Origin of the sequence: Rhodanobacter sp. FW104-R8, from assembly GCF_001617365.1 — a bacterium.
Lineage (GTDB): Bacteria > Pseudomonadota > Gammaproteobacteria > Xanthomonadales > Rhodanobacteraceae > Rhodanobacter.
Window position 1 is genome coordinate 1 of the sequence record NZ_LVJR01000109.1, and the last position, 24,819, is coordinate 24,819.

Sequence of the window (24,819 nt, forward strand, 5' to 3'; positions counted from 1 at the left end):
TGCAAGGATCGAACTTGCGACACCTGCCGTGTGAAGTGCCCGTTGCTACACGCACGCTGCGCGTTTGATGGTGCCTGAACGACGAAACCGGCCGCGGGGGTCGGTTTCTGGATCGGTGGTGGGCGATGCAAGGATCGAACTTGCGACACCTGCCGTGTGAAGGCAGTGCTCTACCGCTGAGCTAATCGCCCGCCGAGAACGCGCAATTTTAGGGGGAGTCGCAGGGCGGGTCAATGCCTCGGCCGGACGGAGATGCGCGGAGACCAAGGCGCGGGTTGCTAGACTTGCCGCCTCTCACGGCAAAAGCGCACCACCATGGAATTCCTCAGCGTTCACCTGGCCAGCATTCTCCGCGCCTTGCAGCAGTTCGAGCTGACGCCGTGGAAGGTCGTCGGCCTGCTCGGCTCGGTGATGTTCACCAGCCGCTGGTTCGTGCAGCTGTACTACACGCGCAAGCTGAAGCGGGTGGTGATGCCGCTGTCGTTCTGGTGGCTGTCGGTCTGCGGCAGCGCCTTGCTGCTGATGTATTTCGTGATCGGCAAGAACGACTCGGTGGGCATCATCTCGAATTTCTTCCCCGCGTTCGTCTCGGTCTACAACCTGGTGGTGCACCTGCGCCACCGCAGGAACAGCCTCACCGGCGACGCCACCATGTGATGGCATGATCCGCAGGAGCGCACCCCGTGCGCTCCTGCGCCCGGTGTGCGGCTATTCCGGGTCGTAGTCGAGGTTGGAGGCCAGCCAGCGTTCCGCCTCGGCGAGCGTCCAGCCCTTGCGTCTGGCGTAATCCTCGACCTGGTCCTTGCCGAGCCGGCCGACCACGAAGTACTGGCTGTCCGGATGCGAGTAGTACCAGCCGGAGACGGCTGCAGCGGGGTACATCGAGAAACCTTCGGTGAGTTCGATGCCGGCGTTGTTCGTGGCGTCCAGCAGCCTGAACAAGGTGGACTTCTCGGTATGGTCGGGGCAGGCCGGGTAGCCGGGCGCGGGGCGGATGCCGCGGTACTTTTCGGCGATCAGCGCGTCGTTGTCGAGCGACTCGTCCGGCACGAAGCCCCAGAATTCCCTGCGCACGCGCTCGTGCATGTGCTCGGCGAACGCCTCGGCGAGGCGGTCGGCCAGCGCCTTCAGGATGATCGATGAGTAGTCGTCGTAGTCGGCAAGGAAGCGCTCGAGGTGCTTTTCGATGCCGAGGCCGGCGGTGACCGCGAAGCCGCCGATCCAGTCGGGCCTGGCGAACTCCTTCGGCGCGATGAAGTCGGCGAGGCAGAGGTCGGGGCGTTCGGGCGGCTTGTCGGCCTGCTGGCGCAGGCTGTGCAGCCTGGCCAGCGGCTGCGTACGGGTGGTGTCGGTGTAGACCTCCACGTCGTCGCCCACGTTGGCGGCGGGCCACAGGCCGATCACGGCGCGGGCGGTCAGCCATTTCTCCGCGATGATCTTGTCCAGCATCGCCTGGGCGTCGCGGAACAGTTCGCTGGCCTGCGGGCCGACGACTTCGTCGGTGAGGATGGCCGGGTAGTGGCCGGCCAGTTCCCAGGCCTGGAAGAACGGCGTCCAGTCGATGTAGCGGCGGATGGTGGCGAGGTCGTAGTCGTCGAATATGGTGATGCCGGGCCGCTTCGGCTGCGGCGGCTCGTACGCGGCCCAGTCGCAGCGGAAGCGCTGCGCGCGGGCCTTGTCCAGCGGCACCAGCTGCTTGCCGGGGCCGCGGTTGCGGTGGCGTTCGCGCACGTCGGCGTAGTCGGCGCGCACCTTGGCCAGGAAGTCGTCGACCAGCTCCTTGCTGACCAGCGACTGCGCCACACCGACCGCGCGCGAGGCATCCTTCACCCATACGGTGCCGGCCTTGTAGTGCGGCTCGATCTTCAGCGCGGTGTGCGCGCGCGAGGTGGTGGCGCCGCCGATCAAGAGCGGGATGTGGAAATCCTGCCGCTGCATTTCCTTGGCGACCTGGCCCATCTCCTCCAGCGACGGCGTGATCAGGCCGGACAGGCCGATCATGTCGGCCTTCTCGGCGATCGCGGTTTCCAGGATCTTCTGCGCCGGCACCATCACGCCGAGGTCGATCACCTCGAAGTTGTTGCAGCGGAGCACCACGCCGACGATGTTCTTGCCGATGTCGTGCACGTCGCCCTTGACCGTCGCCATCACGATCTTGCCGTTGTTCTTGCCGGTGTCGCCGGTGCGCGCCTTCTCGGCCTCGATGTACGGCAGCAGGTAGGCGACGGCCTTCTTCATCACCCGGGCGGATTTCACCACCTGCGGCAGGAACATCTTGCCGGCGCCGAACAGGTCGCCGACCACGTTCATGCCATCCATCAGCGGGCCTTCGATCACGTCCAGCGGGCGCGTCGACATCTGGCGCGCCTCCTCGGTGTCCTCGACCACGTACTGGTCGATGCCGTGCACCAGCGCGTGGCTGAGCCGCTCGCGCACGTCCTTCTCGCGCCAGGCCAGCGTCTCGACCTCGGCGGCGCCGCGCTTGCCCTTGTAGTTGTCGGCGATCTCCAGCAGGCGCTCGGTAGCGTCCTGGCGGCGGTTCAGCACCACGTCCTCGACGCGCTCGCGCAGCGGCGGGTCGATGTCGTCCATGATCGTCAGCGCGCCGGCGTTGACGATGCCCATGTCCATGCCGGCGCGGATCGCGTGGTACAGGAACACCGAGTGGATCGCCTCGCGCACAGTGTTGTTGCCGCGGAACGAGAAGGACACGTTGGAGACGCCGCCGGAGATGTGGCAGTCGGGGAAGCGCCGCTTCAGCTCGCGCGCGGCGTTGATGAAATCCACCGCGTAGTTGTTGTGTTCCTCGATGCCGGTGGCGATGGCGAAGATGTTGGGGTCGAAGATGATGTCTTCGGGCGGGAAGTCGAGCTTCGTCGTCAGCAGTTCGTGGGCGCGCGCGCAGATTTCCACCTTGCGCTCGCAGGTGTCGGCCTGGCCCTGCTCGTCGAACGCCATCACCACGGCGGCGGCACCGTACTGGCGCACCTTGCGCGCCTGTTCGAGGAACGCCGCCTCGCCTTCCTTCATCGAGATCGAGTTGACGATGCCCTTGCCCTGCAGGCAGCGCAGGCCGGCCTCGATCACCGTCCACTTCGACGAGTCGATCATGAACGGCACGCGGGCGATGTCGGGTTCGGACGAGATCAGGTTGACGAAGCGGGTCATCGCCGCCTCGGAGTCGATCAGGCCCTCGTCCATGTTGATGTCGATCACCTGCGCGCCGTTGGCGACCTGCTGGCGGGCGACTTCCACGGCCTCGTCGTAGCGCTCTTCCTTGATCAGCTTCTTGAACTGCGCCGAGCCGGTGACGTTGGTGCGTTCGCCGACGTTGATGAACAGCAGGTCGGGCGTGATCACCAGCGGTTCGAGGCCGGACAGGCGGGTGTGGCGGGTACTCATGAGCGACGACACCATGCGGTTGCAGCAACAGTTGCTTCCTCCCCTGCACGCGGGGGAGGGTTGGGGAGCGGCGCGTTCATGCCGCCTCCTGCACGACACCCGGCAACGCCCGCGGCGCGCAATCGCGCACTGCCTCGGCGATCGCCCGGATGTGCGCTGGCGTAGTGCCGCAGCAGCCGCCGACCAGGTTCAGCAGGCCGTCGCGAGCGAAGCCGGCGATCACGCCGGCCATGTGCTCGGGCGTCTCGTCGTACTCGCCGAACGCGTTCGGCAGGCCGGCGTTCGGGTGGGTGCTGACGTAGCTTTCGGCGAGGTTGGCCAGGGTCTGCACGTGCGGGCGCAGGTCCTCGGCGCCGAGCGCGCAGTTGAAGCCCACCGACAGCGGACGGGCATGCCGCACCGAGTAGTAGAACGCCTCGGCGGTCTGGCCGGACAGGGTGCGGCCGGAGCGGTCGGTGATGGTGCCGGAGACCATCACCGGCAGGCGCGCGCCGCGCTGGTGGAACAGCTCGCTCAGCGCGAACAGCGCGGCCTTCGCGTTCAGCGTATCGAAGATCGTCTCGACCATGATCACGTCGGCGCCGCCGTCGATCAGGCCGTTGGCGGATTCGGTGTAGTTCTCCGCCAGTTCCTCGAAGGTGACGTTGCGGAAACCGGGGTCGTTGACGTCCGGCGACAGCGAGGCGGTACGGCTGGTGGGGCCGAGCACGCCGATCACGAAGCGTGGTTGGTCCGGCGTCTTCGCCGTCATCGCGTCGCAGGCGGCACGGGCCAGCTTCGCGCCTTCGCGGTTCAACTCGTACGCCAGCTGCTGCAGCTTGTAGTCGGCCTGGCTGATCCGGGTGGAGTTGAAGGTGTTGGTCTCGATCAGGTCGGCGCCGGCTTCCAGGTAGGCGTCGTGCACGCCGCGGATGATCTCGGGCTTGGTCAGCGTGAGCAGGTCGTTGTTGCCCTTGAGGTCGCAGCCGCCGGGATGTTCATGAGCATGACCGTCGTGCGCGTGGCCGTCGTGGCCGTGCTGGAAACGCTCGCCGCGGAAGCCGTGCTCATCCAGCTCGTGCGCCTGCAGCATGGTGCCCATGCCGCCGTCGAGGATCAGGATGCGTCGCTGCAGCGTCTGCTCCAGCAGGGCGACGCGATCGGGATGGAGCCAGGGCAGGGTACTCATCGAACTTCCTTTGGTTGAGCGATGCAACAGTGTTCAAGCGGGCTTGCGCGCCAGCAGGCTGATCACTTCGAAATGCGGCGCCTTGCGCTCGCGGCTGAGCCGGTTGCAGCTCAGCACGTCGAGGCCGGCGGCGCGGGCGTAGCCGTCGAGCTGCTCGCCGCTGAAGCCGAGGTTGCGGTGGTCGAACGGCTCGACCGCGGCGCGGTGGTCGTGCTGGCCCAGCGTCACGGCGAGCAGACGGCCGCCGGGACGCAGCAACCGTGCGGCTTCGGCCACGGCCTTGGCGGGGTGCTCGGCGTAGGTCAGCGCATGCAGCATCAGCACCAGGTCGAAGCGTTGCGTGCCCAGTTCCAGCGCATGCATGTCGCCCTGGACCACGCGCACGTTGGCAAACGCCTTCAGCCGCTTGGCGGCGGCCTCGACCACGCGCTCGCTGGAATCCACGCAGACGATCGAATGCGCGTGCGGCGCCAACAGCTCGGCGGTGATGCCGTCGCCGGAGGCGATGTCGAGCACGTCGCCGGTTTCCAGCAACTGCAGCAGCGAGCGCGCCAGGGTTTCCCAGGTGCGGCCGGGCGAGTAGTGGCGCTCCATGTCGCCGGCCACGGTATCGGCCCAGCCTTCCTCGCGGGCGCGGTTGGCCAGCACGGCGGGCAGGCGCGCCGAGTCCTCGCGCAGCAGCGCGTCGTCGATGCTGGTGCGCAGCGAAGCGAGCAGGCCGTGCTGGGCCTCGTCGCCCTCGTTGTTGGCACGGTAGTAGGCGGAGACACCGGCGCGGCGGTCGCGCACCAATCCGGCTTCCTTCAGCTTGGCCAGGTGGGTGGATACGCGCGGCTGCGCCAAGTGCAGCACCGCGGCCAGTTCGGCCACGGTGAGTTCCTCGTGTTCGAGCAGGGCCAGCAGGCGCACGCGGGTGGGGTCGGCCAGCAGGCGCAGCACGCTGGAAGCGGTGGCCAGGTCCATCGGTTATCCCTGTATCGCGATACAAAGATGTATAGGCTAGGCCTCGCCTTGCCATGCGTCAAGCGCACGCCGGCGGGCCTGCGCGCCATTTCCCGCTAAAATTGCCGGCTTGATTGCCTTCAGGAGCCGCCCGTGGATTTCCGTTTTACCGAAGACCAGTTGTCGATCCAGTCGATCGCCCGCGATTTTGCCTCGAGGCGTATCGCGCCGGTGGCTGCCGAGCTGGACGCGAAGGGCGAGTTCCCGCTGGAGAACATCCGCGAGATGGGCAAGCTAGGCCTGATGGGCATCGAAGTGCCGGAAGCCTACGGCGGCGCGGGCATGGATCCGATCGCCTACGTGCTGGCGATGATCGAGATCGCCGCGGCCGACGCGGCCACCGCCACGGTGATGTCGGTGAACAATTCGCTGTTCTGCAACGGCATCCTCAAGCACGGCAACGAGGAACAGAAGCAGAAATTCGTGCGCGCGATCGCCACCGGTGAAGCGATCGGCGCCTACGCGCTGACCGAGCCGCAATCCGGTTCCGATGCCTCGGCCATGCACACCCGCGCCACGAAGAACGCGAACGGCGACTGGGTGATCAACGGCAAGAAGAGCTGGATCACCTCCGGCCCGGTGGCGCGCTACATCGTGCTGTTCGCGATCTCGACGCCGGGCATCGGCGCCAAGGGCGTGTCGGCCTTCATCATCGACACCCAGCTGCCGGGCTTCCACGCCGGCAAGACCGAGCCGAAGCTGGGCATCCGCGCCTCGGCCACCTGCGAGATCGAGTTCACCGACTACGTCTGTCCGAAGGAGAACCTGCTCGGCGACGAGGGCAAGGGCTTCTCGATCGCGATGGGCGTGCTCGACGCCGGCCGCATCGGCATCGCCTCGCAGGCGGTGGGCATCGCCCGCGCCGCGTACGAGGCCACGCTGCAATGGTCGCGTGACCGCAAGGCGTTCGGCCATCCGATCGGCACCTTCCAGATGACCCAGTCGAAGATCGCCGACATGAAGTGCAAGCTCGACGCGGCCACGCTGCTCACGCTGCGCGCCGCGTGGATGAAGGGCGAGACCGAGAAGCACGGCGGCCGCTTCGGCACCGAGGCGGCGGTGGCCAAGCTCACCGCGTCGGAAGCGGCGATGTGGATCAGCCACCAGGCGGTGCAGATCCACGGCGGCATGGGCTATTCCAAGGAGATGCCGCTGGAACGCTACTTCCGCGACGCCAAGATCACCGAGATCTACGAAGGCACCAGCGAGATCCAGCGCATGGTGATTGCGCGCGCGGAAACCGGGCTGCGCTGAGTGACATGATCTTGTAGGAGCCCGCTCGCGGGCGATGCTCTTCAATTAATTCAGAGCAGGAGCATCGCCCGCGAGCGGGCTCCTACGCAGGGCTCTCGGTGACGACGAAAACAAAAAGCCCGGCAGTAACCTGCCGGGCTTTTTGTTGCTGCGATGGATCACGCGCCGCGCCGCGGATCCGAGTCGAACGTCTGCATGCCGTTGCCGTTGCCGACGGCCGGTGCAGGCTCATTGCCGTCCAGCTTGTCGCCGAGCAGGCGCCGCACCACCACGTAGAACACCGGGATCAGCAGCACGCCGAGGAAGGTGGCGAACATCATGCCGCCGATCACGCCGGTGCCGATCGCGTGGCGCGCGTTGGCGCCGGCGCCGCTGGAGATGAACAGCGGGAACACGCCGAGGATGAAAGCCAGCGAGGTCATCAGGATCGGGCGCAACCGCAGGCGGGCGGCGTCGATGGTCGCTTCGCGCAGGGTACGTCCGGCGTGCTGCTCGGCCACCGCGAACTCCACGATCAGGATCGCGTTTTTCGCGGCCAGGCCGATCACCGTGATCAGTCCGATCTTGAAGAAGATGTCGTCGGGCAGGCCGCGCAGCAGGGTGAACACCACCGCGCCGAGCAGGCCCAACGGCACCACCAGCAGCACCGAGACCGGGATCGACCAGCTCTCGTACAGCGCGGCCAGCGCCAGGAACACGATCACGATCGACAACACCATCAGCAGCGTGGCGGCATTGCCGGAGAGGATTTCCTGGTACGACTGGCCGGTCCAGTCGAAGCCGAAGCCCTTGGGCAGGTCGTTGCCGACCATCCTCTCCATCTCGCCCATCGCCTCGCCGGAGGCATGCCCCGGTGCCGGCGAGCCGACGATCTCCACCGCGGCGTAGCCGTTGTAGCGGGTCAGCGAAGGCGAGCCCACCTCCCACTTCGCGTGCACCACATTGGACAGCGGGATCATCGACGGCGTGCCCGCGGTGGTGGCCTGGGCGCTCGGCGTGAAGAAGTGCTGCAGCGCATCCGGGCTCATGCGGTAGGGCGCGTCGGCCTGCATGATCACGCGCTTCACGCGGCCGCCGTAGGTGAAGTCGTTCACGTACACCGGCGCCAGCATCAGGCTGATCGCGTTGTAGATGTCGCCCACCGACAGGCCCATCGACTGCGCCTGCACGCGATCCACGTCCAGCCGCAGCTGCGGGGAGTCTTCCAGCGCGTTGGGGCGCACGCCGGTCAGCCGGCTGTTCTGGGCAGCCTTGCCCAGCAGCGTGTTGCGCGCCTGGGTAAGCGCGTCGCGGCCGGCGCCGCTGCGGTCCTGCAGGTACATGTCGAAGCCGCCGAACTGGCCCAGGCCCTGCACCGTGGGGATGTTCGCCACGAAGATGCGCGCATCGCGGATGCCGTGCAGCTCCATGTTCGCGCGCTGGATGAACTCGGCGGCGGTGACGTCGCGCTTGGCCCAGTCCTTGAGCTTGATGAAGGCCATGCCGGCGTTCTCGCCGTTGCCTATGAAGCTGAAGCCGGTCACCTGGATCACGCCTTCCACGGCGCTGTCCTTGTTGAGGACGTCGCGCATCTGCGCCATCACCGCGCTGGTGCGCTCCTTGGTCGCGCCGGGTGGCAGCTGGATCACCGACAAGGCGTAGCCCTGGTCCTCCTCCGGCAGGAAGCTGCCGGGCAGGCGGGTGTACAGGAAGCCGGCGAGTACCGCGATCAGTGCGAACACCAGCATCCAGCGCGGCGCATGGCGCACCGCGGCACCGATGTGGCCGGTGTAGGTATGGGTGGTCCAGGTGAAGAACTCGTTGAACTTGCGGAAGACGAAGTTCTTCTTCTTGTGGTGCTCGGGCTGCAGGAAGCTGGCACACAGCGCCGGCGTGAACGACAGCGCGAGGAAGGCGGAGAACGCCATCGATACCGCAATGGTCAGCGCGAACTGCTTGTAGATGATGCCCGAGGCGCCCGGCTGCAGCGCCGAGGGGATGAACACCGCCGCCAGCACCACGGTGATCGCCACCACCGCGCCAGTGATCTGGCCCATCGCCTTGCGCGTGGCGTCCTTCGGCGACAGGCCTTCCTCGGTCATGATGCGTTCGACGTTCTCGATCACCACGATCGCGTCGTCCACCACGATGCCGATCGCCAGTACCATGCCGAACAGGGTCAGCTGGTTGATGGTGAAACCCAGTACCAGCATGCCGAGGAAGGTGCCCAGCAGGGCCACCGGGATCACCAGGGTGGGGATGATGGTGGCGCGGATGTTCTGCAGGAACAGCAGCATCACCAGGAACACCAGGATGATCGCCTCGAGCAGGGTGTGCACCACCTCGTTGATCGAGATGTTCACGAACGTGGTGCTGTCGTACGGGCTGAACCAGGTCACACCTTGCGGGAAGCTGGGCGCGATCTCGTCCATCTTGCCGCGTACCGCGGTGGCCACGTTCAGCGCGTTGGCGCCGGGCAGCAGCTGGATCGCGAAGGCGCCGATCGGCTTGCCGTTCCAGGTGGTGTCGAAGCCGTAGCTGCCGGGGCCGAAGCTGATCCTGGCCACGTCGCCGAGGGTGACCGTGGTGCCGTCCGGGTTCGCGCGCAGGATGATGGCGCCGAACTGTTCAGGCGTGGTGAAGCGGCCCTCGGTGGTGACGGTGGCGGTGAAGCCCTGGCCGGCCGGCGCGGGGTCGGCGCCGATCGAGCCGGCGGCGAATTGCACGTTCTGCGACTTGATCGCTGCCAGCACCTGCGAAGACGACAGGCCGTAGCCCTGCAGCTTGTCCGGGTCCAGCCAGATGCGCATGGCGTATTCGGAGCCGAACTGCTGGGTGCTGCCGACACCGGGCACGCGCGAGATCTGGTCGAGCACGCGCGAGCCGACGATGTCGTTGAGGCGGTCACGGTCGATGCCGGGGTTGTCCGACTGCAGCGCCACCACCATCAGGAAGCCGGCGTTGGCCTTGGCCACCACCACGCCCTGCTGGGTCACCTCGGACGGCAGGCGCGGCGTGGCCAGCGCCACCTTGTTCTGCACCTGCACCTGGGCGATGTCCGGGTCGGTGCCGCTCTCGAACGTCAGCGTGATGCTGGCGCGGCCGTTGGCGCTGGACGAGGAGCTGAAGTACAGCAGGTGGTCGATGCCGGTGAGCTGCTGTTCGATCACCTGGGTGACGGTCTTTTCCGTCGTGTCGGCGCTGGCGCCGGGATAGGTGGCGCTCACCGTCACCGAGGGCGGCGCGATGTTCGGATACGACTCCACGCCCAGGTTGAGGATTGCCAGGACGCCGCCCAGCGAGATCAGGATGGCCACCACCCAGGCGAAGATCGGGCGGTCGATGAAGAAACTCGGCATGTCCGGACTCCCTTACTTGCCGCGCGCCGGCGTGCCGGCGGCTGCGGCGGGGCCGTGGTTGCCCGCGGCCTGCGGCTTCCAGGGCGAGGCCTTGGCCGGCGCGCCTTCCTTCACGTTCTGCACGCCCGATACCACTACCTGGTCGCCCGCGGCGATGCCGTCGGTGACCACCCAGTTGCTTCCGCTCGCGGCGCCGAGGGTGACGTCGCGGCGCGCAACCTTGCTGTCGCTGCCTACGGTGAACACGTAAGCGCCCACGGTGTCGCGCTGCACGGCCGGCTGCGGCACCAGGAATACCTTGTGCTGCTCGCCGAGCCGCGCCTTCAGCGTCACGTACATGCCCGGCAGCAGGCTGTGCTTCGGATTGGGGATCTGCGCGCGCAGGTTCACCGCGCCGGTGGCCGGATCGACCGTGGTGGAGGAGAAGTCGAGCGTACCCGCTTCGGTGTAGGCGCTGCCGTCGGGCAGGGCGATCTGCACGCTGGCCTTGTTCGGCTCGGCCAGGGTGACGTTGCCGCTGTTCTGCGCGCGGCGCATCTGCTCCACGTCGGACACGCTCATGGTGAAGTTCACGTAGAGCGGGTCGATCTGGTCGACCGTGGTGAGCAGGGTGGCCTCGCCGTTGCCGACCAGGGCGCCTTCGGTGACCTGCTGCTGGCCGGCGCGGCCGTCGATGGGCGAAGTCACGCTGGCATAGCCGAGGCTGATGCGCGCGCTTTGCACGTTGGCGCGCGCCGCCTGCACCGCGGCGGCCGCGGTGCGCTCGGCGGCCTGCGAATTGTCCAGATCGGACCTGGAGATGTAGCCCTTCGGCGCCAGCTCGCGGGCGCGCTGCGCGTTGATTTTGGCATTGGTGTACGTGGCCTGGGCCTGCGCCAGCGAAGCCTCGGCCGCGCTCAGCGTCGCTTTCAGCGGAGCCGGGTCGATCTGGAACAGCAGCTGACCCCGCTTGACGTCGGTGCCTTCGGTATAGGTGCGCTTGAGCAGCACGCCGGCCACGCGGGCGCGCACGTCGGCGCTGCGGTAGGACGACAGGCGGCCGACCAGATCCTTGGTCAGCGGCGAGCTTTGCGGCTGCGCCTGGATCACGCCGACTTCCGGTGGCGGCATCTGCGGCGGGCCCTGCTCCTTGCCCTTGCCGCAGGCAGCCAGCGCCAGCAGGCTCAGGCACAACATGGGTGTGCTCAGTGACGAGAACTTCATGGGAGCTCCAGAAACGTGTTTGAACGGGGATTGGGGATGCCGGAGTGCGCTGCGGCGTTGCCGTGGACGGAATACTGCATCGCGTTCCGTGTGTCTTGTGTCATAGGTTGGTCAGACTGCGGGTGGCCGCGTTTCGAATCGCGCCGCCGCTCCGCAAAGCGCCATGCAAAGCGGTCCGCGGATCAGACTATACCGGTCAGTTTACATTTTATCGGCGTCATGAATCCAGTCATTGACAAGCGGCACGATGATCTGGACACGTCTGCCGCGGGCCAGCGCCGAGGCGCGTGCGGGATCCGTCGCGGGACATTGCGGGCGTCCGGTGTTTGCCGCGACGCGGCGCGCGTCGACAGGCGATCCGCGCCTTTCTGAAAGTTCCATCGCGGCCCGCGTCGACCATGCCCATGCGCATGGTCGACGCGGGCCTGCGCGGCTGGATTCACCTGGTCACGCAGCGTATCCTTCCAAGGCTTTTTACCTGCCTTCCCCTCATCGTCTCCATCAACCAGAAGATGCCATGAATGCAATCCCTGCAGCGAACGACCCATCCCTTCCGTCAGTAGTGCTCGCAGAGCTGAAAAAGGGCGGTTTTTCGCCCGAGCGCCTGAGCCAGGCGCAGGTTTTCTGCGAGGCTTTCTTTGCACGTATCGGGGGCGGCGACGCGCATCTGCACACACCGGTGCAATGGGCGGCGCTGGTCGGCAGCCTGCTGGAATTCATGCAGCAGCGCCGGGGCGGCCATGCCAGCGTGCGCGTGCTCAGCCCGGAGGACGTGCATGCAGGTCGCAGCCTGCTGCAGATCGTCACCGACGACATGCCGTTCCTGGTCGACACGGTCAGCATGATCGTCGCGGCGAAGCTGCAGATCCACGCGGTGATCCATCCGGTGCTGAAGGCGGCGCGCGACGCTTCCGGCAGGCTGCTGGGCTTCGGCGGCGAATCCGGTGCGGCCGAGTCGGTCATGCATTTCGAGATCGACCGGGTCGCCGATGCCGCCGAGCAGGCGCAGCTGACCGCACAGGTCGAGGCTGCGCTGGACGACGTGCGCGCCGCGGTGAACGACTGGGCGGCGATGCGCGACAAGGCGCTGGCGATCGCCAACGACCTGCCGCAGCGCAAGCTGCCGCTGGACGCCGCCTCGGTGCAGGAGGCCGGCGAGTTCATGCGCTGGGTCGCCGCCGACAACTTCACCTTCCTCGGCTACCGCGAGTACGAAGTCACCGATGCCGACGGCGACCGCGTGCTGCGCGCCGTCGACGGCTCCGGCCTGGGCATCCTGCGCAACAACGAGCGCTCGGTGGCGCCGCGTTCGCTGCGCACGCTGGCGGCCAGCGAGCTGCCGCAGTCCGGTTCGACCGACGCGATCATCCTGACCAAGACCAATGCGCGCTCGCACGTGCACCGTCCGGGCTACATGGATTACATCGGCGTGCTGCAGTTCGACGCCAACGGCCGCGCCAAGGCCGAACAGCGCTTCCTCGGCCTGTTCTCCTCCAACGCCTACATGTCGCGTCCGCAGGACGTGCCACTGGTGCGGCACAAGGTGGAGGCGGTGATGGCGCGTTCGGGCCTCAAGCGCGATTCGTATTCCGGCAAGTCGCTGCGCCACGTGCTGGAGACCCTGCCGCGCCAGGAGCTGCTGCAGAGCACCGAGGACGAGCTGTTTACCACCGCGATGGGCATCCTCGAACTGCGCCAGCGCGCGCATACGCAGCTGTTCATGCGCCGGGACCGCTACGGCCGCTTCTTCACCTGCATGGTGTTCGTGCCGCGCGACCGCTTCAACACCTCGGTGCGCGAGCGCATCGAGGCGATGCTGGGCGCCGCGTTGCACGCCGAGCAGATCGACTCGTCGGTGCAGATGGGCGAGGCCGCGCTGGCGCGGCTGCACATCGTGCTGCGGCCGAAGATCGGCGACCAGCCCCGCTACGACCTCGCCGAACTGGAGCAGGGCGTTGCCGGCATCGTGCGCAACTGGCACGACGAGGTGCGCGACGCTCTGGTGCGGCTGCGCGGCGAGCACGAGGGCGTGGTGCTGGCCAACCGCTACGCGCGCGCGCTGCCGGCCGGCTACGTCGAGGACGTGAGCCCGCAGGTGGCCGCCGAGGACGTGCACCAGCTGTCGCTGCTGGCCGGCGACAACGCGCTGCGGATGTCGTTCTACCACCCGCCGAAGGCCCCCGAGACGCTGCGCTTCAAGGTCTACCGCTCCGGCGGCGACATCGCGCTGTCCGAAGTGCTGCCGCAACTGGAGAACCTCGGCCTGCGCGTGCTCACCGAGCATGTCTACGACGTCGCCGGCGAGGCGTCGCTGTCGATCCAGGATTTCGAGGTGCAGCCGGTCGGCAAGCTCACCTTCGGCGTGGAGCAGGTCGGCGCGCTGTTCGAGGATGCGTTCGAGCAGATCTGGCGCGGCAATGCCGAGAACGACGGCTTCAACCGGCTGGTGCTCGGCGCGAAGCTGAGCTGGCGCCAGGTGGCGATGCTGCGCGGCTACTGCAAATACCTGCTGCAGACCGGCAGCACCTTCTCGCAGTCGTACATGGAGGAGACCCTCAACCGCTACCCGGCGGTCGCCGGCCTGCTGGTGGAGCTGTTTCTCGCCAAGTTCGATCCGCGCCGCGAGGCGCTTTCCGCCGACGAGCTGAAGGCCGCCGGCGCCACCCTGGCCGCCGAGATGCTGGCGCTGATCCCGGCCAACGTGCAGGCCGCGCAGCCGGGCCTGATCGGTGACCTGGGCGCGTCGCTGTCGAAGCCGCGCGACGAGCAGATCCAGGCTGTCGAGAATGCGATCGGCATCTTGCTGGAGAACGTGGCCAGCCTCGACGAGGACCGCATCCTGCGCAGCTTCGTGAAGCTGATCCGCGCGACCCTGCGCACCAGTTTCTTCCAGCAGTGGGATGGCGCGTACCGCGACTACATCAGCTACAAGCTCGACTCGCACAAGCTGCCCGACTTGCCCAAGCCGGTGCCGTATCGCGAGATCTGGGTGTGCGCCCCGCGCGTCGAGGGCATCCACCTGCGCTTCGGCGCGGTGGCGCGTGGTGGCCTGCGCTGGTCCGATCGGCGCGAGGATTTCCGCACCGAGGTACTGGGCCTGGTCAAGGCGCAGATGGTGAAGAACACGGTGATCGTGCCGGTGGGCTCCAAGGGCGGCTTCTTCGTCAAGAAGGCGCCGGTCGGCGGCGACCGCGACGTGCAGCTGGCCGAGGGCATCGCCTGCTACCGGCTGTTCATCAACGGCCTGCTCGACATCACCGACAACCTGGTCGAGGGCAAGGTGGTGAACCCGCACGACGTGGTGCGCCACGACGCCGACGACCCGTACCTGGTGGTGGCCGCGGACAAGGGCACTGCCACGTTCTCCGACATCGCCAACGCGATCTCGATCGAGCACAACTACTGGCTCGGCGATGCGTTCGCCTCCGGCGGCTCGCACGGCTACGACCACAAGGGCATGGGCATCACCGCGCGCGGTGCGTGGGAATCGGTCAAGCGCCACTTCCGCGCGCTCGGCCGCGACAGCCAGACCCAGGACTTCACCTGCGTCGGCATCGGCGACATGTCCGGCGACGTGTTCGGCAACGGCATGCTGCTGTCCGAACATACCCGGCTGGTGGCGGCGTTCGACCACCGCCACGTGTTCCTCGACCCGAGCCCGGATGCGGCGCGCACGTTCGTCGAGCGCCAGCGGCTGTTCAAGGTGCCGCGCTCGAGCTGGGACGACTACGACAAGTCGCTGATCTCCGCCGGCGGCGGCGTGTACCCGCGCAGTGCCAAGTCGATCCCGGTCTCGCCGGAAGTGCGCGTGGCGTTGGGCCTCAAGCCCGACGTGGAGCACCTGGCGCCGACCGATCTGCTCAGCGCGATCCTGAAGGCGCCGGTGGACCTGCTGTGGAACGGCGGCATCGGCACCTACGTGAAGTCCTCCGCCGAAACGCACGCCGACGTGGGCGACCGCGCCAACAACGCGCTGCGCGTCAACGGCGCCGACCTGCGCTGCAAGATCGTGGGCGAGGGCGGCAACCTGGGCTTCACCCAGAAGGGCCGCATCGAGGCGGCGCAGAAGGGCGTGCTGCTCAACACCGACTTCATCGACAACTCCGCCGGCGTGGACACCTCCGACCATGAGGTGAACATCAAGATCCTGCTGAACGACGCCGTGCAGCGCGGCGAGCTGAGCTTCGACGCGCGCAACGCGCAGCTCGCCGCGATGACCGACGAGGTAGCCCAACTGGTGCTGTGGGACAACTACCGGCAGAACGAGGCGATCACCCTGATGGAGCACCAGTCGGTGCACCGCCTAGGCTCGATGGCGCACTTCATCCGCACGCTGGAGGCCGAGGGCACGCTCGATCGCCAGGTCGAGAACCTGCCCAGCGAGGCCGAGCTGACCGAGCGCAAGAGCCGCGGGCTGGGCCTGACCCGGCCGGAACTGGCGGTGCTGCTGTCGTACGACAAGATCCGCCTGTTCCAGCAGCTGCTGGACTCGGACGTGCCGGAGGATCCGTACCTGTCGAAGGAGCTGGTGCGCTACTTCCCCGTGCCGCTGCACGAGAAGTACGCCACGCACATGCAGCGTCATCGCCTGAAGCGCGAGATCATCGCCACCGCGGTGACCAACTCGACGATCAACCGCATGGGCGCCACCTTCATGATGCGCATGCAGGAAGATACCGGGCAGGGCCCGGCGGCGATCGCCAAGGCGTACACCGCGGCGCGCGAGATCCTCGAGGCGCGCGAGCTGTGGGCGCAGATCGAGGCGCTGGACGCCAAGGTCGCCGAGGATACCCAGGTCGATGCGATCAAGCAGATCTGGTCGCTGCTGCGGCACATGACCCGCTGGCTGCTGAACCGCCCGGGCGGCTCGCTGGACATCGCCGCCAACGTGGCGCGCTACCAGTCCGGCGTGTCGGCGCTGCGCAGGGCCCTGCCGGGCGTGCTGACGCCCACCGGCCAGGGCGACTTCTCCAGCAGCCAGGAAAAGTGGGAAGGCCTCGGCCTGCCCGCCGAGCTGGCGCTGCGGCTGGCCGGCATGCCGGAGCTGCGTGCCGCGCTGGACATGGTCGAGGTGAGCCAGCAGAGCGGCCAGCCGATCGAGAAGGTCGCCGGCGTGTTCTACGAACTGGGCGAGGCGCTGGACCTGGAGTGGCTGCGCGACCAGATCGAGGCGCTGCCGGTGGAAGGCCACTGGCACGCGCAGGCGCGCGGCTCGCTGCTGGACGAGCTCAACCACCAGCACCGGGCGCTGTCGCAGCAGGTGCTCAACCTCAGTGGCGACAGCAAGGGTGTCTCGCCGGTGCAGGCCTGGCTGCAGCGCGACGATGCCACGCTGCAGTACACCCGCAGCATGCTGGCCGAGATCCTCACCCAGAACGCGGACTACCCGATCGCCTCGGTCGCGGTACGCCGGCTGGCGCAACTGGCGCAGGTGCCGGTCTGAGGTTTCTGCGGGACTTTCCCGCGGCGTGACCCCACCCTTACCCTTCCCTGCTTGCAGGGGAGGGTATTGCGGCATGCTCCAGCATGACGGCAGGTTTTTTTTGCTCCTCCCCCCCTGCGTGCAGGGGACAAATCGGCAGGACTGCCGATTTGCGCGGCGCAAGCCGCCCGAAGGGCGAGGGCCATGGATGGTCCGAGTGCAGGTTGGGAGGGGGTAGCTCCGGCCTGGCGGGAAAGTCCGGGAGTAGGGCGCAGCCACTGCTCTGTCGTACTCTTGGCGCGTCTTCCGCCAACCGGGGTTTCCGATGCGCTTTGCCTTCGTCGCCAGTGACGCCAGCGTCGCCCAGCAAGCTTGGCGCAAGCTGGTGGAACGCTACGGCGACGTGCCGCCGGAGCAGGCCGAGCTGATCGTGGCGCTCGGTGGCGACGGTTTCATGCTGCGCACCCTGCATGCCTACCGCGCGCTGGAACTGCCGGTATACGGGATGAAGCTGGGCCGGGTCGGCTTCCTGATGAACAAGCACCGGCTCGACGGCCTGCCGGAGCGGATCGCGCGTGCGCATGCGGCGACGCTGTTCCCGCTGCAGATGGAAGTCACCGACGTGGCCGGCAACGAGCACAGCGCGCTGGCCTTCAACGAGGTTTCGCTGCTGCGCCAGAGCAACCAGGCCGCGCACCTGGAGGTGCAGCTCAATGGCACGGTGAAGCTGCCGAACCTGGTCTGCGACGGCATCATGGTGGCCACGCCTGCGGGATCCACCGCCTACAACCTGTCCGCGCACGGACCGATCCTGCCGCTGGATGCGAACGTGCTGGCGCTCACCCCGATCAGCCCGTTCCGCCCGCGCCGCTGGCGCGGCGCGATCCTGCCGCATCGCACTGAGGTGGTCCTGCGCGTGCTCGACCCGGGCAAGCGGCCGGTCAGCGCCACCGCCGATTTCCACGAGGTGCGCGACGTGCGCGCGGTGGCGATCCGCCAGTCCGGCGGGCAGGGCGTGCGGCTGCTGTTCGACCCGGAACACAACCTTGAGCAGCGCATCCTGGACGAGCAGTTCGCTTCCGAATAGAAGTGAGTGAAGAGGAGTGAGAAGTGAGAGAAAGCATGCTTCGCACCTTGGTTCTCTCTCACTTCTCACTCCTCTCCACTCACTCCTCGCTCCCTGCGGTAGATTCGCGCCATGACCCAGCCAACCGCCCACGACCCCTCCGCCACCACCGACAACCGCCTCGTCGTGGCGATCTCCTCGCGCGCGCTGTTCGATCTCGGCGACAGCCACGCGCTGTTCGAGCGCGAAGGCCTCGATGCCTACCGCTCGTTCCAGATCGACCACGAGAACGAGATCCTGCGGCCCGGCGTGGCGTTCCCGCTGGTGCAGAAGCTGCTCGGCTTGAACAAGCTGGCCGGCGACGTGCCGCCGGTCGAGGTGATCCTGCTGTCGCGCAACTCCGGCGACACCGGCTTGCGCATCTTCAACGCGATCCAGCACTACGGCCTGCAGATCAGCCGCGCCGCATTCACCAGCGGCGCGCCGACTTCCGATTACATCGCGCCTTTCAAGGCCGACCTGTTCCTCTCCGCCAACGCCGAGGACGTCGGCCGCGCGCTGGCCGCCGGGGTAGCGGCCGCGACGATCCTGCCCAGCATCGCGCCGCCGCGCATGAGCGAGCAACTGCGCATCGCATTCGACGGCGACGCGGTGATCTTCGGCGACGAGGGCGAGCGCGTCTCGCGCGAGGAGGGGCTGGAGGCGTTTCACCGCAACGAGCGCGAGCATGCCACCGAGCCGCTGTCGGTCGGCCCGTTCCGCGGGTTCCTCACCGCGCTGCACCGCCTGCAGACCGCGTTCCCGGCGGAGGATTCGCCGATCCGCACCGCCCTGGTCACCGCCCGTTCCGCGCCCGCGCACAAGCGGGTGATCCTCACCTTGCGCAAGTGGGGCGTGCGCATCGACGAGGCGCTGTTCCTCGGTGGCCGCGACAAGGGCCCGTTCCTCGATGCGTTCGGCGCCGACATCTTCTTCGACGACTCGCCCGCCAACGTGGAGTCCGCGCGCAAGCATGTGGCCACCGGGCACGTGCCGCACGGAGTGAGCAATCGCTGATGCGTGCCTCATGCGTCCGCATGAATTTGCGTGGTTTCGATGTGTGAAGTCGGGGTGAACTGAAGGCCTGTCGAGAGTTTTTCGTCTAGTATGTGGCGGGTTCCCCCACAGGGGCGTCGCGACAGGGTTGGTTGCGATGCGGGAGCAACTCCGGCGTGGACATAGCGGTCTGGCCGCGATTGGTCCCGATCCGTCGTATGTGCACCCGGTCCGCGAAAGTCGAAAGCGTCTTTCCAGGAGGGGATCCCATGTCATTGTCCAAGCAGACCGGCTTCAGTCTGGTGCTGTGCGCCGCCATCGGCCTTGTCGCCGCCGATCGCGCCGCCGCCCAGACCACCAGCCGACCCGAAGTCACCCCGGCCACCCGCCACGACACCCTGCATTCGCTGCGCGGCGTGATGCCGCGCCCGGACGACTTCATCAAGAACTCGCACGGCCACCCGGCGCATCCGTTGCCGCTCATCGGAGGGCCGGCGAACCAGGCCGATGGCGCCGTGCAGTCCTCATCCACGGGCAGCTTCGCGCCGGCGCTCGGTACGGGCTTCGATGGCGTGGGCCAGGGTTTCAGCGGTCCGCAGGGCACGTTCACCGTGAACAGTGCGCCGCCCGATACCAACGGTGCCGTCGGGGCGACCCAGTACGTGCAACTCGTCAACACCGCGTTCGCGGTATTCGACAAGTCGACCAGGGCGGTGAGCTACGGACCGGTGCCGACCAACACGCTGTGGTCGGGCTTCGGCGGCCCGTGCGAAACCGACAACGACGGCGATGGCATCGTGGTCTACGACAAGGCAGCCGGACGCTGGGTCATCTCCCAGTTCGCCGTGACTGCTGCGCCCTACTTCCAGTGTGTGGCGGTTTCGGCGACCAGCGACGCCACCGGCGCCTACTACCGCTATGCGTTCCCGTACGGCAGCGTCTTTCCGGACTATCCGAAGATGGGCGTGTGGCCGGATGCCTACTACGAGACGTTCAACATGTTCAGCGGCAACGCGTTCGCCGGCGCGAAGCTGTGCGCCTACGACCGCAACGCCATGCTGAGCGGTGCCGCCGCCACGCAGCAGTGCTTCCAGCTGTCCACCAGCTACGGCGGCGTGCTGCCGGCGGACCTCGATGGCGCCACCGCGCCGCCGGCCGGTTCGCCGAACTACCTGATGAACTTCACCACGAACCAGCTCAACCTGTGGAAGTTCCACGTCGACTGGAGCAACACCGCCAACACCACGCTGACCGGACCGATCGCCATCCCGGTGGCGGCATTCAACGCGGCCTGTCGCGGCGGTGCCTGCATCCCGCAATCCGGTACCCGGCAGAAGCTCGACTCGCTGGCCGACCGCCTGATGTTCCGGCTGGCCTACCGCAACTTCGGCGACCACGAATCGCTGGTGGTCAACCACGCGGTGCAGGTCGGCAGCTCGCGCAAGAATCCGTACAGCGGCGTGCGCTGGTACGAAGTCCGCAACCCGAACGGCACGCCGGCGGTCTACCAGCAGTCCACCTACTCGCCGGACACGAACTACCGCTGGATGGGTTCGGTGGCGATGGACAAGCTGGGCGACATGGCGCTCGGCTACAGCGTTTCCAGCAGTGCCATCCATCCGGCGGTTCGTTACACCGGGCGGCTGGCCGGTGACCCGCTGGGCACGATGCAGGCCGAGAACAGCATCGTCGAGGGCCTCGGCTCGCAGAGCGGCAACAACCTGTCGCGCTGGGGCGACTACAGCGCCATGAGTATCGACCCCGTCGACGACTGCACCTTCTGGTACACCAGCGAGTACCTGCAGAACACCGGCTCGTTCAACTGGAACACGCGCATCGGCTCGTTCAAGTTCCCGACCTGCCTGTAACCGCCCGTCAACCCGGCCGCGAGGTCGGGTGCGGGACGGCGCCCGGCAATAACGGGGCTGCTTCGGCAGCCCCGTTTTTTGTTCCGCCGCCGCGCCGCCGTGCATGGGCGCCCTCACATCATCCTGGTGCGTCGCCACCAGCGGGTCTTCTGTTCCTCGCGCACCAGCGTGAACAGCCCCGCGCCGAGGATCATTACGATGCCGATCAGCATCGGCCAGTCGAGCCGGTCGCCGAACAGCCAGTAGCCGAAGCCGATCGCCCACAGCATCTGGCTGTACTGGGTGGGTGCGACGCGGTTGGCGTGGGCAAGCTGGGTGGCCAGCATCAGCAGCACGCCGGCCAGCGCGGCGAGCAGGCCGTAGCCGGCGAGCAGCCCCCACTGGGCCAGGCTGGGCCAGCGGAAGTCGGCCAGCATCAGCAGCCCGGCCACCAGCATCGAGCCGACCACGCCGGCGCCGTACAGGGTGACGCGCTTCTCGTGCGCCCCGGACAGGCGCAGCGCCACCATCGAGATCGCGCCGGAGAGCCCGCACACGATCGCCGCCAGGTGGCCGATGCCGAGCACGCGGAAACCCGGCCGCAGCACCACCAGCACCCCCGCGAAGCCGGCCACCACCGCCGACCAGCGACGCCAGCCCACGTGTTCCTTCAGCACCAGCACCGAAAGGATGGTGACGAAGATCGGCAGCAGGAAGATCAGCGCGAACGCCTCCGCCATCGGCAGCGCGGTGAAGGCGACCACCGCGGCGATGCTGCCGGTCGCGCTGGCCGCCGCGCGCACCAGCCACAGCCACTGGCGCTGCGCCAGCACCACGTCGCGCCAGCGGTCGCCCGGTCCCTTGATGAAGGGCAGGGCGCTCAACCCCAGCGCGGCGCCGAAGAACACCGCCTCGTACGCCGGCAGGCCGCCGCGCAGCGACTTCACGAACGCATCGCTGATGGCGAAGGCGGCGAAGGCCGTGAAGCCGAGCAGGACACCTTTGAACATGGGATTCCGTGGGCAGGTGAGGGGCGGCGGACCAGGGTAGCGCGGGCCATACGCATCCGTCGGGTTTCGTCGTGGCGGGCCGGCCTGTCCGGCGGCATGGCCCGCGCTACAATACCGGCTTTTACGCGTCCGCTCCGGAGCTCACATGGCTGTCAGTCTGAATCCGCTCGATCTGTACGACGTCCGTTCGCTGCTCACCGACGAGGAGCGCATGGTGCAGGACACCGTCGGTCGCTTCGTCGACGAGCGCGTGCTGCCGATCATCGGCGACTGCTTCGACCAGGGCCGCTTCCCCAAGGAGCTGATCCCGGAGATCGCCAGCCTCGGCCTGCTCGGCGCCACCATTCCGGAAAAATACGGTTGCGCGGGCATGAACGGGGTCAGCTACGGCCTGATCTGCCAGGAGCTGGAGCGCGGCGACTCGGGCCTGCGCAGCTTCGCCTCGGTGCAGAGCTCGCTGTGCATGTACCCGATCTTCGCCTACGGCAGCGAGGAGCAGAAGCAGCACTACCTGCCGCGGATGGCCGCCGGCGAGGTGATCGGCTGTTTCGGCCTCACCGAGCCGCATGGCGGCTCCGATCCGGCCAACATGAAGACGAACGCGAAGAAGGATGGCGGCGACTGGATCATCAACGGCGCCAAGATGTGGATCACCAACGGCAACCTGGCGCATATCGCGATCGTGTGGGCGCAGACGGCGGACGGCATCCAGGGTTTCGTGGTGCCGACCGACACGGCCGGCTTCAAGGCGCAGGAGATCCACAAGAAGATGAGCCTGCGCGCCTCGGTCACCAGTGCGCTGTTCTTCGACGGCGTGCGCGTGCCGGACAGCGCGCGGCTGCCGAACGTGAAGGGACTGAAGGGGCCGCTGGGCTGCCTCACCCAGGCCCGCTACGGCATTACCTGGGGGCCGATCGGCGCCGCCCAGGCCTGCCTGAAGGAAGTGCTGGATTACACCGCCGAACGCATCCTGTTCGGCCGCCCGCTGGCGTCGAACCAGGCGATCCAGCTGAAGATGGCCGACATGGCCCGCCGCATCACCACCGCGCAGCTGCTGTCGCTGCAGCTCGGCCGCCTCAAGGACGCCGGCAAGATGCAGCCGACCCAGGTTTCGCTGGCGAAATGGAACAACTGCCGCATGGCGATCGATATCGCGCGCCAGTGCCGCGACATCCTCGGCGGCGCCGGCATCACCACCGAGCACGGTGCGATCCGCCACGCGCTGAACCTGGAGTCGGTGATCACCTATGAAGGCACTGAGACGGTGCACGAGCTGGTGGTGGGCCGCGAGCTGACCGGCATCAACGCGTTCTGAAACGGAGCGTGCCGCGCATGGACTCCGCTTCGCTGCGCCTCGAAACCGACCGGCTGATCCTGCGTCCGCCACGGCTGGAGGATTTCGACGCCTACGCGGACATGATGGCCGATGCCGAGGCCGCGCGGTTCATCGGCGGCCGGCAGGTGCGCGCGGTGGCCTGGCGTGGCTTCCTGGCTTCCGCGGGCGCCTGGATGATCCAGGGATTTTCGATGTTCTCGGTGGTCGAGAAGGCCACCGGCCGCTGGATCGGCCGGCTCGGCCCCTGGCGTCCCGAGGGATGGCCGGGTACCGAGATCGGCTGGGGCCTGGCGCGCGGCGCCTGGGGCAAGGGCTATGCGCGGGAAGGCTGCGTCGCGGCGATCGACTGGACCTTCGACCAGTTGGGCTGGAGCGAGATGATCCATTCGATCCACCCGGACAACCGCGCCTCGCAGGCGCTGGCACAGCGGCTCGGCTCGACCTGCCGCGGCCCGGGCAGGCTGCCCGCGCCGTTCGAGGAGGACCCGATCGAAATCTGGGGCCAGACGCGCGAGCAATGGCGCCGGTGCCGCACGCCAGCATGAGCGCGATCGCCCACGCCGACTCGGCGACCGCCTTGCGCGAGGTACTCGCTTCGGTGGTACCGGATCTGCATCGCCACTGCCGCGATCCGTGGACGCTGATCGGCAGCGCCGCGGCGCGGCTGGCCGGCGCCGCGGTGGCGGTGGCCGATCTCGATGTGTTGACCAGCGTCCGCGATGCGGATGCCCTGATCGGACACTGGCGGACCCGGCAGGATGAAGCCTGGATGCCGCCCTCCGCCGAGCGCTTCCGCTCGCGTTTCGCCCGGTTCCTCTTCCCCGGCCTGCCGGTGGAAGTGATGGGCGGCCTCGAATTGCACGGCGAGCGCGGCTGGGAGCCGGTGCGGATCGGCGCGGTCGTCACGGTGGACGTGGCCGGCCTCGCGGTCCCGATCCCCGCGGTGGCGGAGCAGATCCGCGTGCTGGAAAGTTTCGGACGCCCCAAGGACCGGCGGCGCGCGATATTGCTGAAAAGCCTGAGCGGGGAACGATCATGATCACCATCTACGGCATGCGCGCCTCCGGCAACTGCTACAAGCTGCAGCTGTTGCTCGACCAGTTGGGCCGCGACTACCGCTGGGTCGACGTGGACAGCGCACACGGGGAGACGCGCACACCGGCCTATCTGGCGAAGAACCCGAACGGCAAGGTGCCCTTGCTGGAGCTGGACGACGGCCGCCGGCTGGCCGAGTCCGACGCGATCCTGTGCTTCCTCGCCGAGGGCACCGCCTATTGGCCGAATGGATCTGGGCCCGAGGATGCCTGGCTGCGCGCGCAGACGCTGCAGTGGCTGTTCTTCGAGCAGTACAGCCACGAGCCGTGCATCGCGGTGGCGCGCTTCATCCGCGGCTGGCTGCCGCCCGACCACCCGCGCCAGGCCGAGCTGCCCGCGCTGCTGCAGAAGGGCACGCAGGTGCTGGCAGTGATGGAGCAGCATCTGGCCGGGCGCGACTGGTTCGTCGGCGAGCGCTACGGCATCGCCGACATCGCGCTATACGCGTATACCCACTGCGCCGGCGACGGCGGTTTCGAGCTGTCGGCATTTCCGAATATCCGCGCGTGGCTTGGTCGCGTGCAGGCACAACCCGGCCATACTCCGATGCAGCATTGACCTTCCGTTGTAGGAGCCCACCCTGTGGGCGATGCCTTTGAAAAGCGTCGCCCACAGAGTGGGCTCCTACAAAAACATCCCCT

General features: G+C 67.6%; 16 protein-coding genes and 1 tRNA gene. 10 read left to right on the forward strand and 7 right to left on the reverse strand.

Translation table 11 applies throughout. The annotated features are described in order from the left end of the window. Positions 1–116: 116 nt before the first annotated feature. Positions 117–191, reverse strand: a tRNA-Val gene (locus RHOFW104R8_RS14000). 124 nt (positions 192–315) lie between these two features. On the opposite strand from RHOFW104R8_RS14000, the gene RHOFW104R8_RS14005 reads away from it, so the two are divergent. Beyond that, positions 316–657, forward strand: coding sequence for a lipid-A-disaccharide synthase N-terminal domain-containing protein (locus tag RHOFW104R8_RS14005; RefSeq protein WP_068091445.1), 342 nt, complete (start codon positions 316–318; stop codon positions 655–657). Positions 658–708: 51 nt separating this feature from the next. Here RHOFW104R8_RS14005 and metH read toward each other — a convergent pair whose 3' ends face one another. The 3 genes from metH to RHOFW104R8_RS14020 all read right to left on the reverse strand — a co-directional run bounded on the left by metH (position 709) and on the right by RHOFW104R8_RS14020 (position 5,533). Beyond that, positions 709–3,402, reverse strand: a complete 2,694-nt coding sequence (gene metH / locus RHOFW104R8_RS14010) for a methionine synthase (protein ID WP_068091465.1) — start codon at positions 3,400–3,402, stop codon at positions 709–711. 76 nt (positions 3,403–3,478) lie between these two features. Beyond that, complete coding sequence (locus RHOFW104R8_RS14015; protein ID WP_068091442.1) at positions 3,479–4,570, reverse strand: homocysteine S-methyltransferase family protein; 1,092 nt, start codon at positions 4,568–4,570, stop codon at positions 3,479–3,481. A 33-nt stretch (positions 4,571–4,603) separates the two neighbouring features. Further along, the gene (locus tag RHOFW104R8_RS14020) at positions 4,604–5,533 is read right to left on the reverse strand and encodes a metalloregulator ArsR/SmtB family transcription factor (protein ID WP_068091438.1); all 930 of its coding nucleotides are present in this window, start codon (positions 5,531–5,533) and stop codon (positions 4,604–4,606) included. 132 nt (positions 5,534–5,665) lie between these two features. On the opposite strand from RHOFW104R8_RS14020, the gene RHOFW104R8_RS14025 reads away from it, so the two are divergent. Then, positions 5,666–6,826, forward strand: a complete 1,161-nt coding sequence (locus tag RHOFW104R8_RS14025) for an acyl-CoA dehydrogenase family protein (RefSeq protein WP_068091435.1) — start codon at positions 5,666–5,668, stop codon at positions 6,824–6,826. Between the two features lie 158 nt (positions 6,827–6,984). Here RHOFW104R8_RS14025 and RHOFW104R8_RS14030 read toward each other — a convergent pair whose 3' ends face one another. Together RHOFW104R8_RS14030 and RHOFW104R8_RS14035 are read right to left on the reverse strand one after the other, a co-directional pair. Beyond that, entirely contained in the window at positions 6,985–10,164 is a 3,180-nt protein-coding gene (locus RHOFW104R8_RS14030) for a multidrug efflux RND transporter permease subunit (RefSeq protein WP_068091430.1), read from the reverse strand. Between the two features lie 12 nt (positions 10,165–10,176). Then, complete coding sequence (locus tag RHOFW104R8_RS14035) at positions 10,177–11,367, reverse strand: efflux RND transporter periplasmic adaptor subunit (protein WP_068091427.1); 1,191 nt, start codon at positions 11,365–11,367, stop codon at positions 10,177–10,179. Positions 11,368–11,884: 517 nt separating this feature from the next. On the opposite strand from RHOFW104R8_RS14035, the gene RHOFW104R8_RS14040 reads away from it, so the two are divergent. The 4 genes from RHOFW104R8_RS14040 to RHOFW104R8_RS14055 all read left to right on the forward strand — a co-directional run bounded on the left by RHOFW104R8_RS14040 (position 11,885) and on the right by RHOFW104R8_RS14055 (position 20,758). Next, the gene (locus tag RHOFW104R8_RS14040) at positions 11,885–16,810 is read left to right on the forward strand and encodes an NAD-glutamate dehydrogenase domain-containing protein (protein WP_068091425.1); all 4,926 of its coding nucleotides are present in this window, start codon (positions 11,885–11,887) and stop codon (positions 16,808–16,810) included. Positions 16,811–17,114: 304 nt separating this feature from the next. Further along, on the forward strand, positions 17,115–17,876 hold the full coding sequence (locus tag RHOFW104R8_RS14045) for an NAD kinase (protein ID WP_068091424.1): 762 nt from the start codon (positions 17,115–17,117) through the stop codon (positions 17,874–17,876). A 111-nt stretch (positions 17,877–17,987) separates the two neighbouring features. Further along, the gene (locus RHOFW104R8_RS14050; RefSeq protein WP_068091422.1) at positions 17,988–18,911 is read left to right on the forward strand and encodes a 5'-nucleotidase; all 924 of its coding nucleotides are present in this window, start codon (positions 17,988–17,990) and stop codon (positions 18,909–18,911) included. Positions 18,912–19,159: 248 nt separating this feature from the next. Next, entirely contained in the window at positions 19,160–20,758 is a 1,599-nt protein-coding gene (locus tag RHOFW104R8_RS14055) for a hypothetical protein (protein WP_068091420.1), read from the forward strand. A gap of 113 nt (positions 20,759–20,871) precedes the next feature. Here the strand turns inward: RHOFW104R8_RS14055 and RHOFW104R8_RS14060 are convergent, their stop codons facing one another. Then, positions 20,872–21,747, reverse strand: coding sequence for a DMT family transporter (locus RHOFW104R8_RS14060; protein WP_068091418.1), 876 nt, complete (start codon positions 21,745–21,747; stop codon positions 20,872–20,874). A gap of 145 nt (positions 21,748–21,892) precedes the next feature. Here RHOFW104R8_RS14060 and RHOFW104R8_RS14065 point away from each other — a divergent pair, with 145 nt between their 5' ends. From RHOFW104R8_RS14065 to RHOFW104R8_RS14080, 4 genes are read left to right on the forward strand one after another with little or no spacing between them, the layout of a single operon-like run. Continuing rightward, positions 21,893–23,062 carry an acyl-CoA dehydrogenase family protein gene (locus RHOFW104R8_RS14065; RefSeq protein WP_068091415.1) on the forward strand — a complete coding sequence of 390 codons (1,170 nt, stop codon included), beginning with the start codon at positions 21,893–21,895 and terminating at the stop codon, positions 23,060–23,062. A 17-nt stretch (positions 23,063–23,079) separates the two neighbouring features. Then, positions 23,080–23,628, forward strand: a complete 549-nt coding sequence (locus tag RHOFW104R8_RS14070; protein WP_068091413.1) for a GNAT family N-acetyltransferase — start codon at positions 23,080–23,082, stop codon at positions 23,626–23,628. After that, positions 23,625–24,122: a hypothetical protein gene (locus RHOFW104R8_RS14075; protein ID WP_068091462.1), complete on the forward strand. Its 498-nt coding sequence runs from the start codon at positions 23,625–23,627 to the stop codon at positions 24,120–24,122. Before RHOFW104R8_RS14070 ends, RHOFW104R8_RS14075 begins: the two co-directional genes overlap by 4 nt. Then, positions 24,119–24,736 (forward strand): glutathione S-transferase family protein, encoded by a 618-nt coding sequence (locus tag RHOFW104R8_RS14080; RefSeq protein WP_068091408.1) that lies wholly within the window; start codon positions 24,119–24,121, stop codon positions 24,734–24,736. The genes RHOFW104R8_RS14075 and RHOFW104R8_RS14080 overlap by 4 nt, the downstream gene beginning before the upstream one ends. Positions 24,737–24,819: the final 83 nt, after the last annotated feature.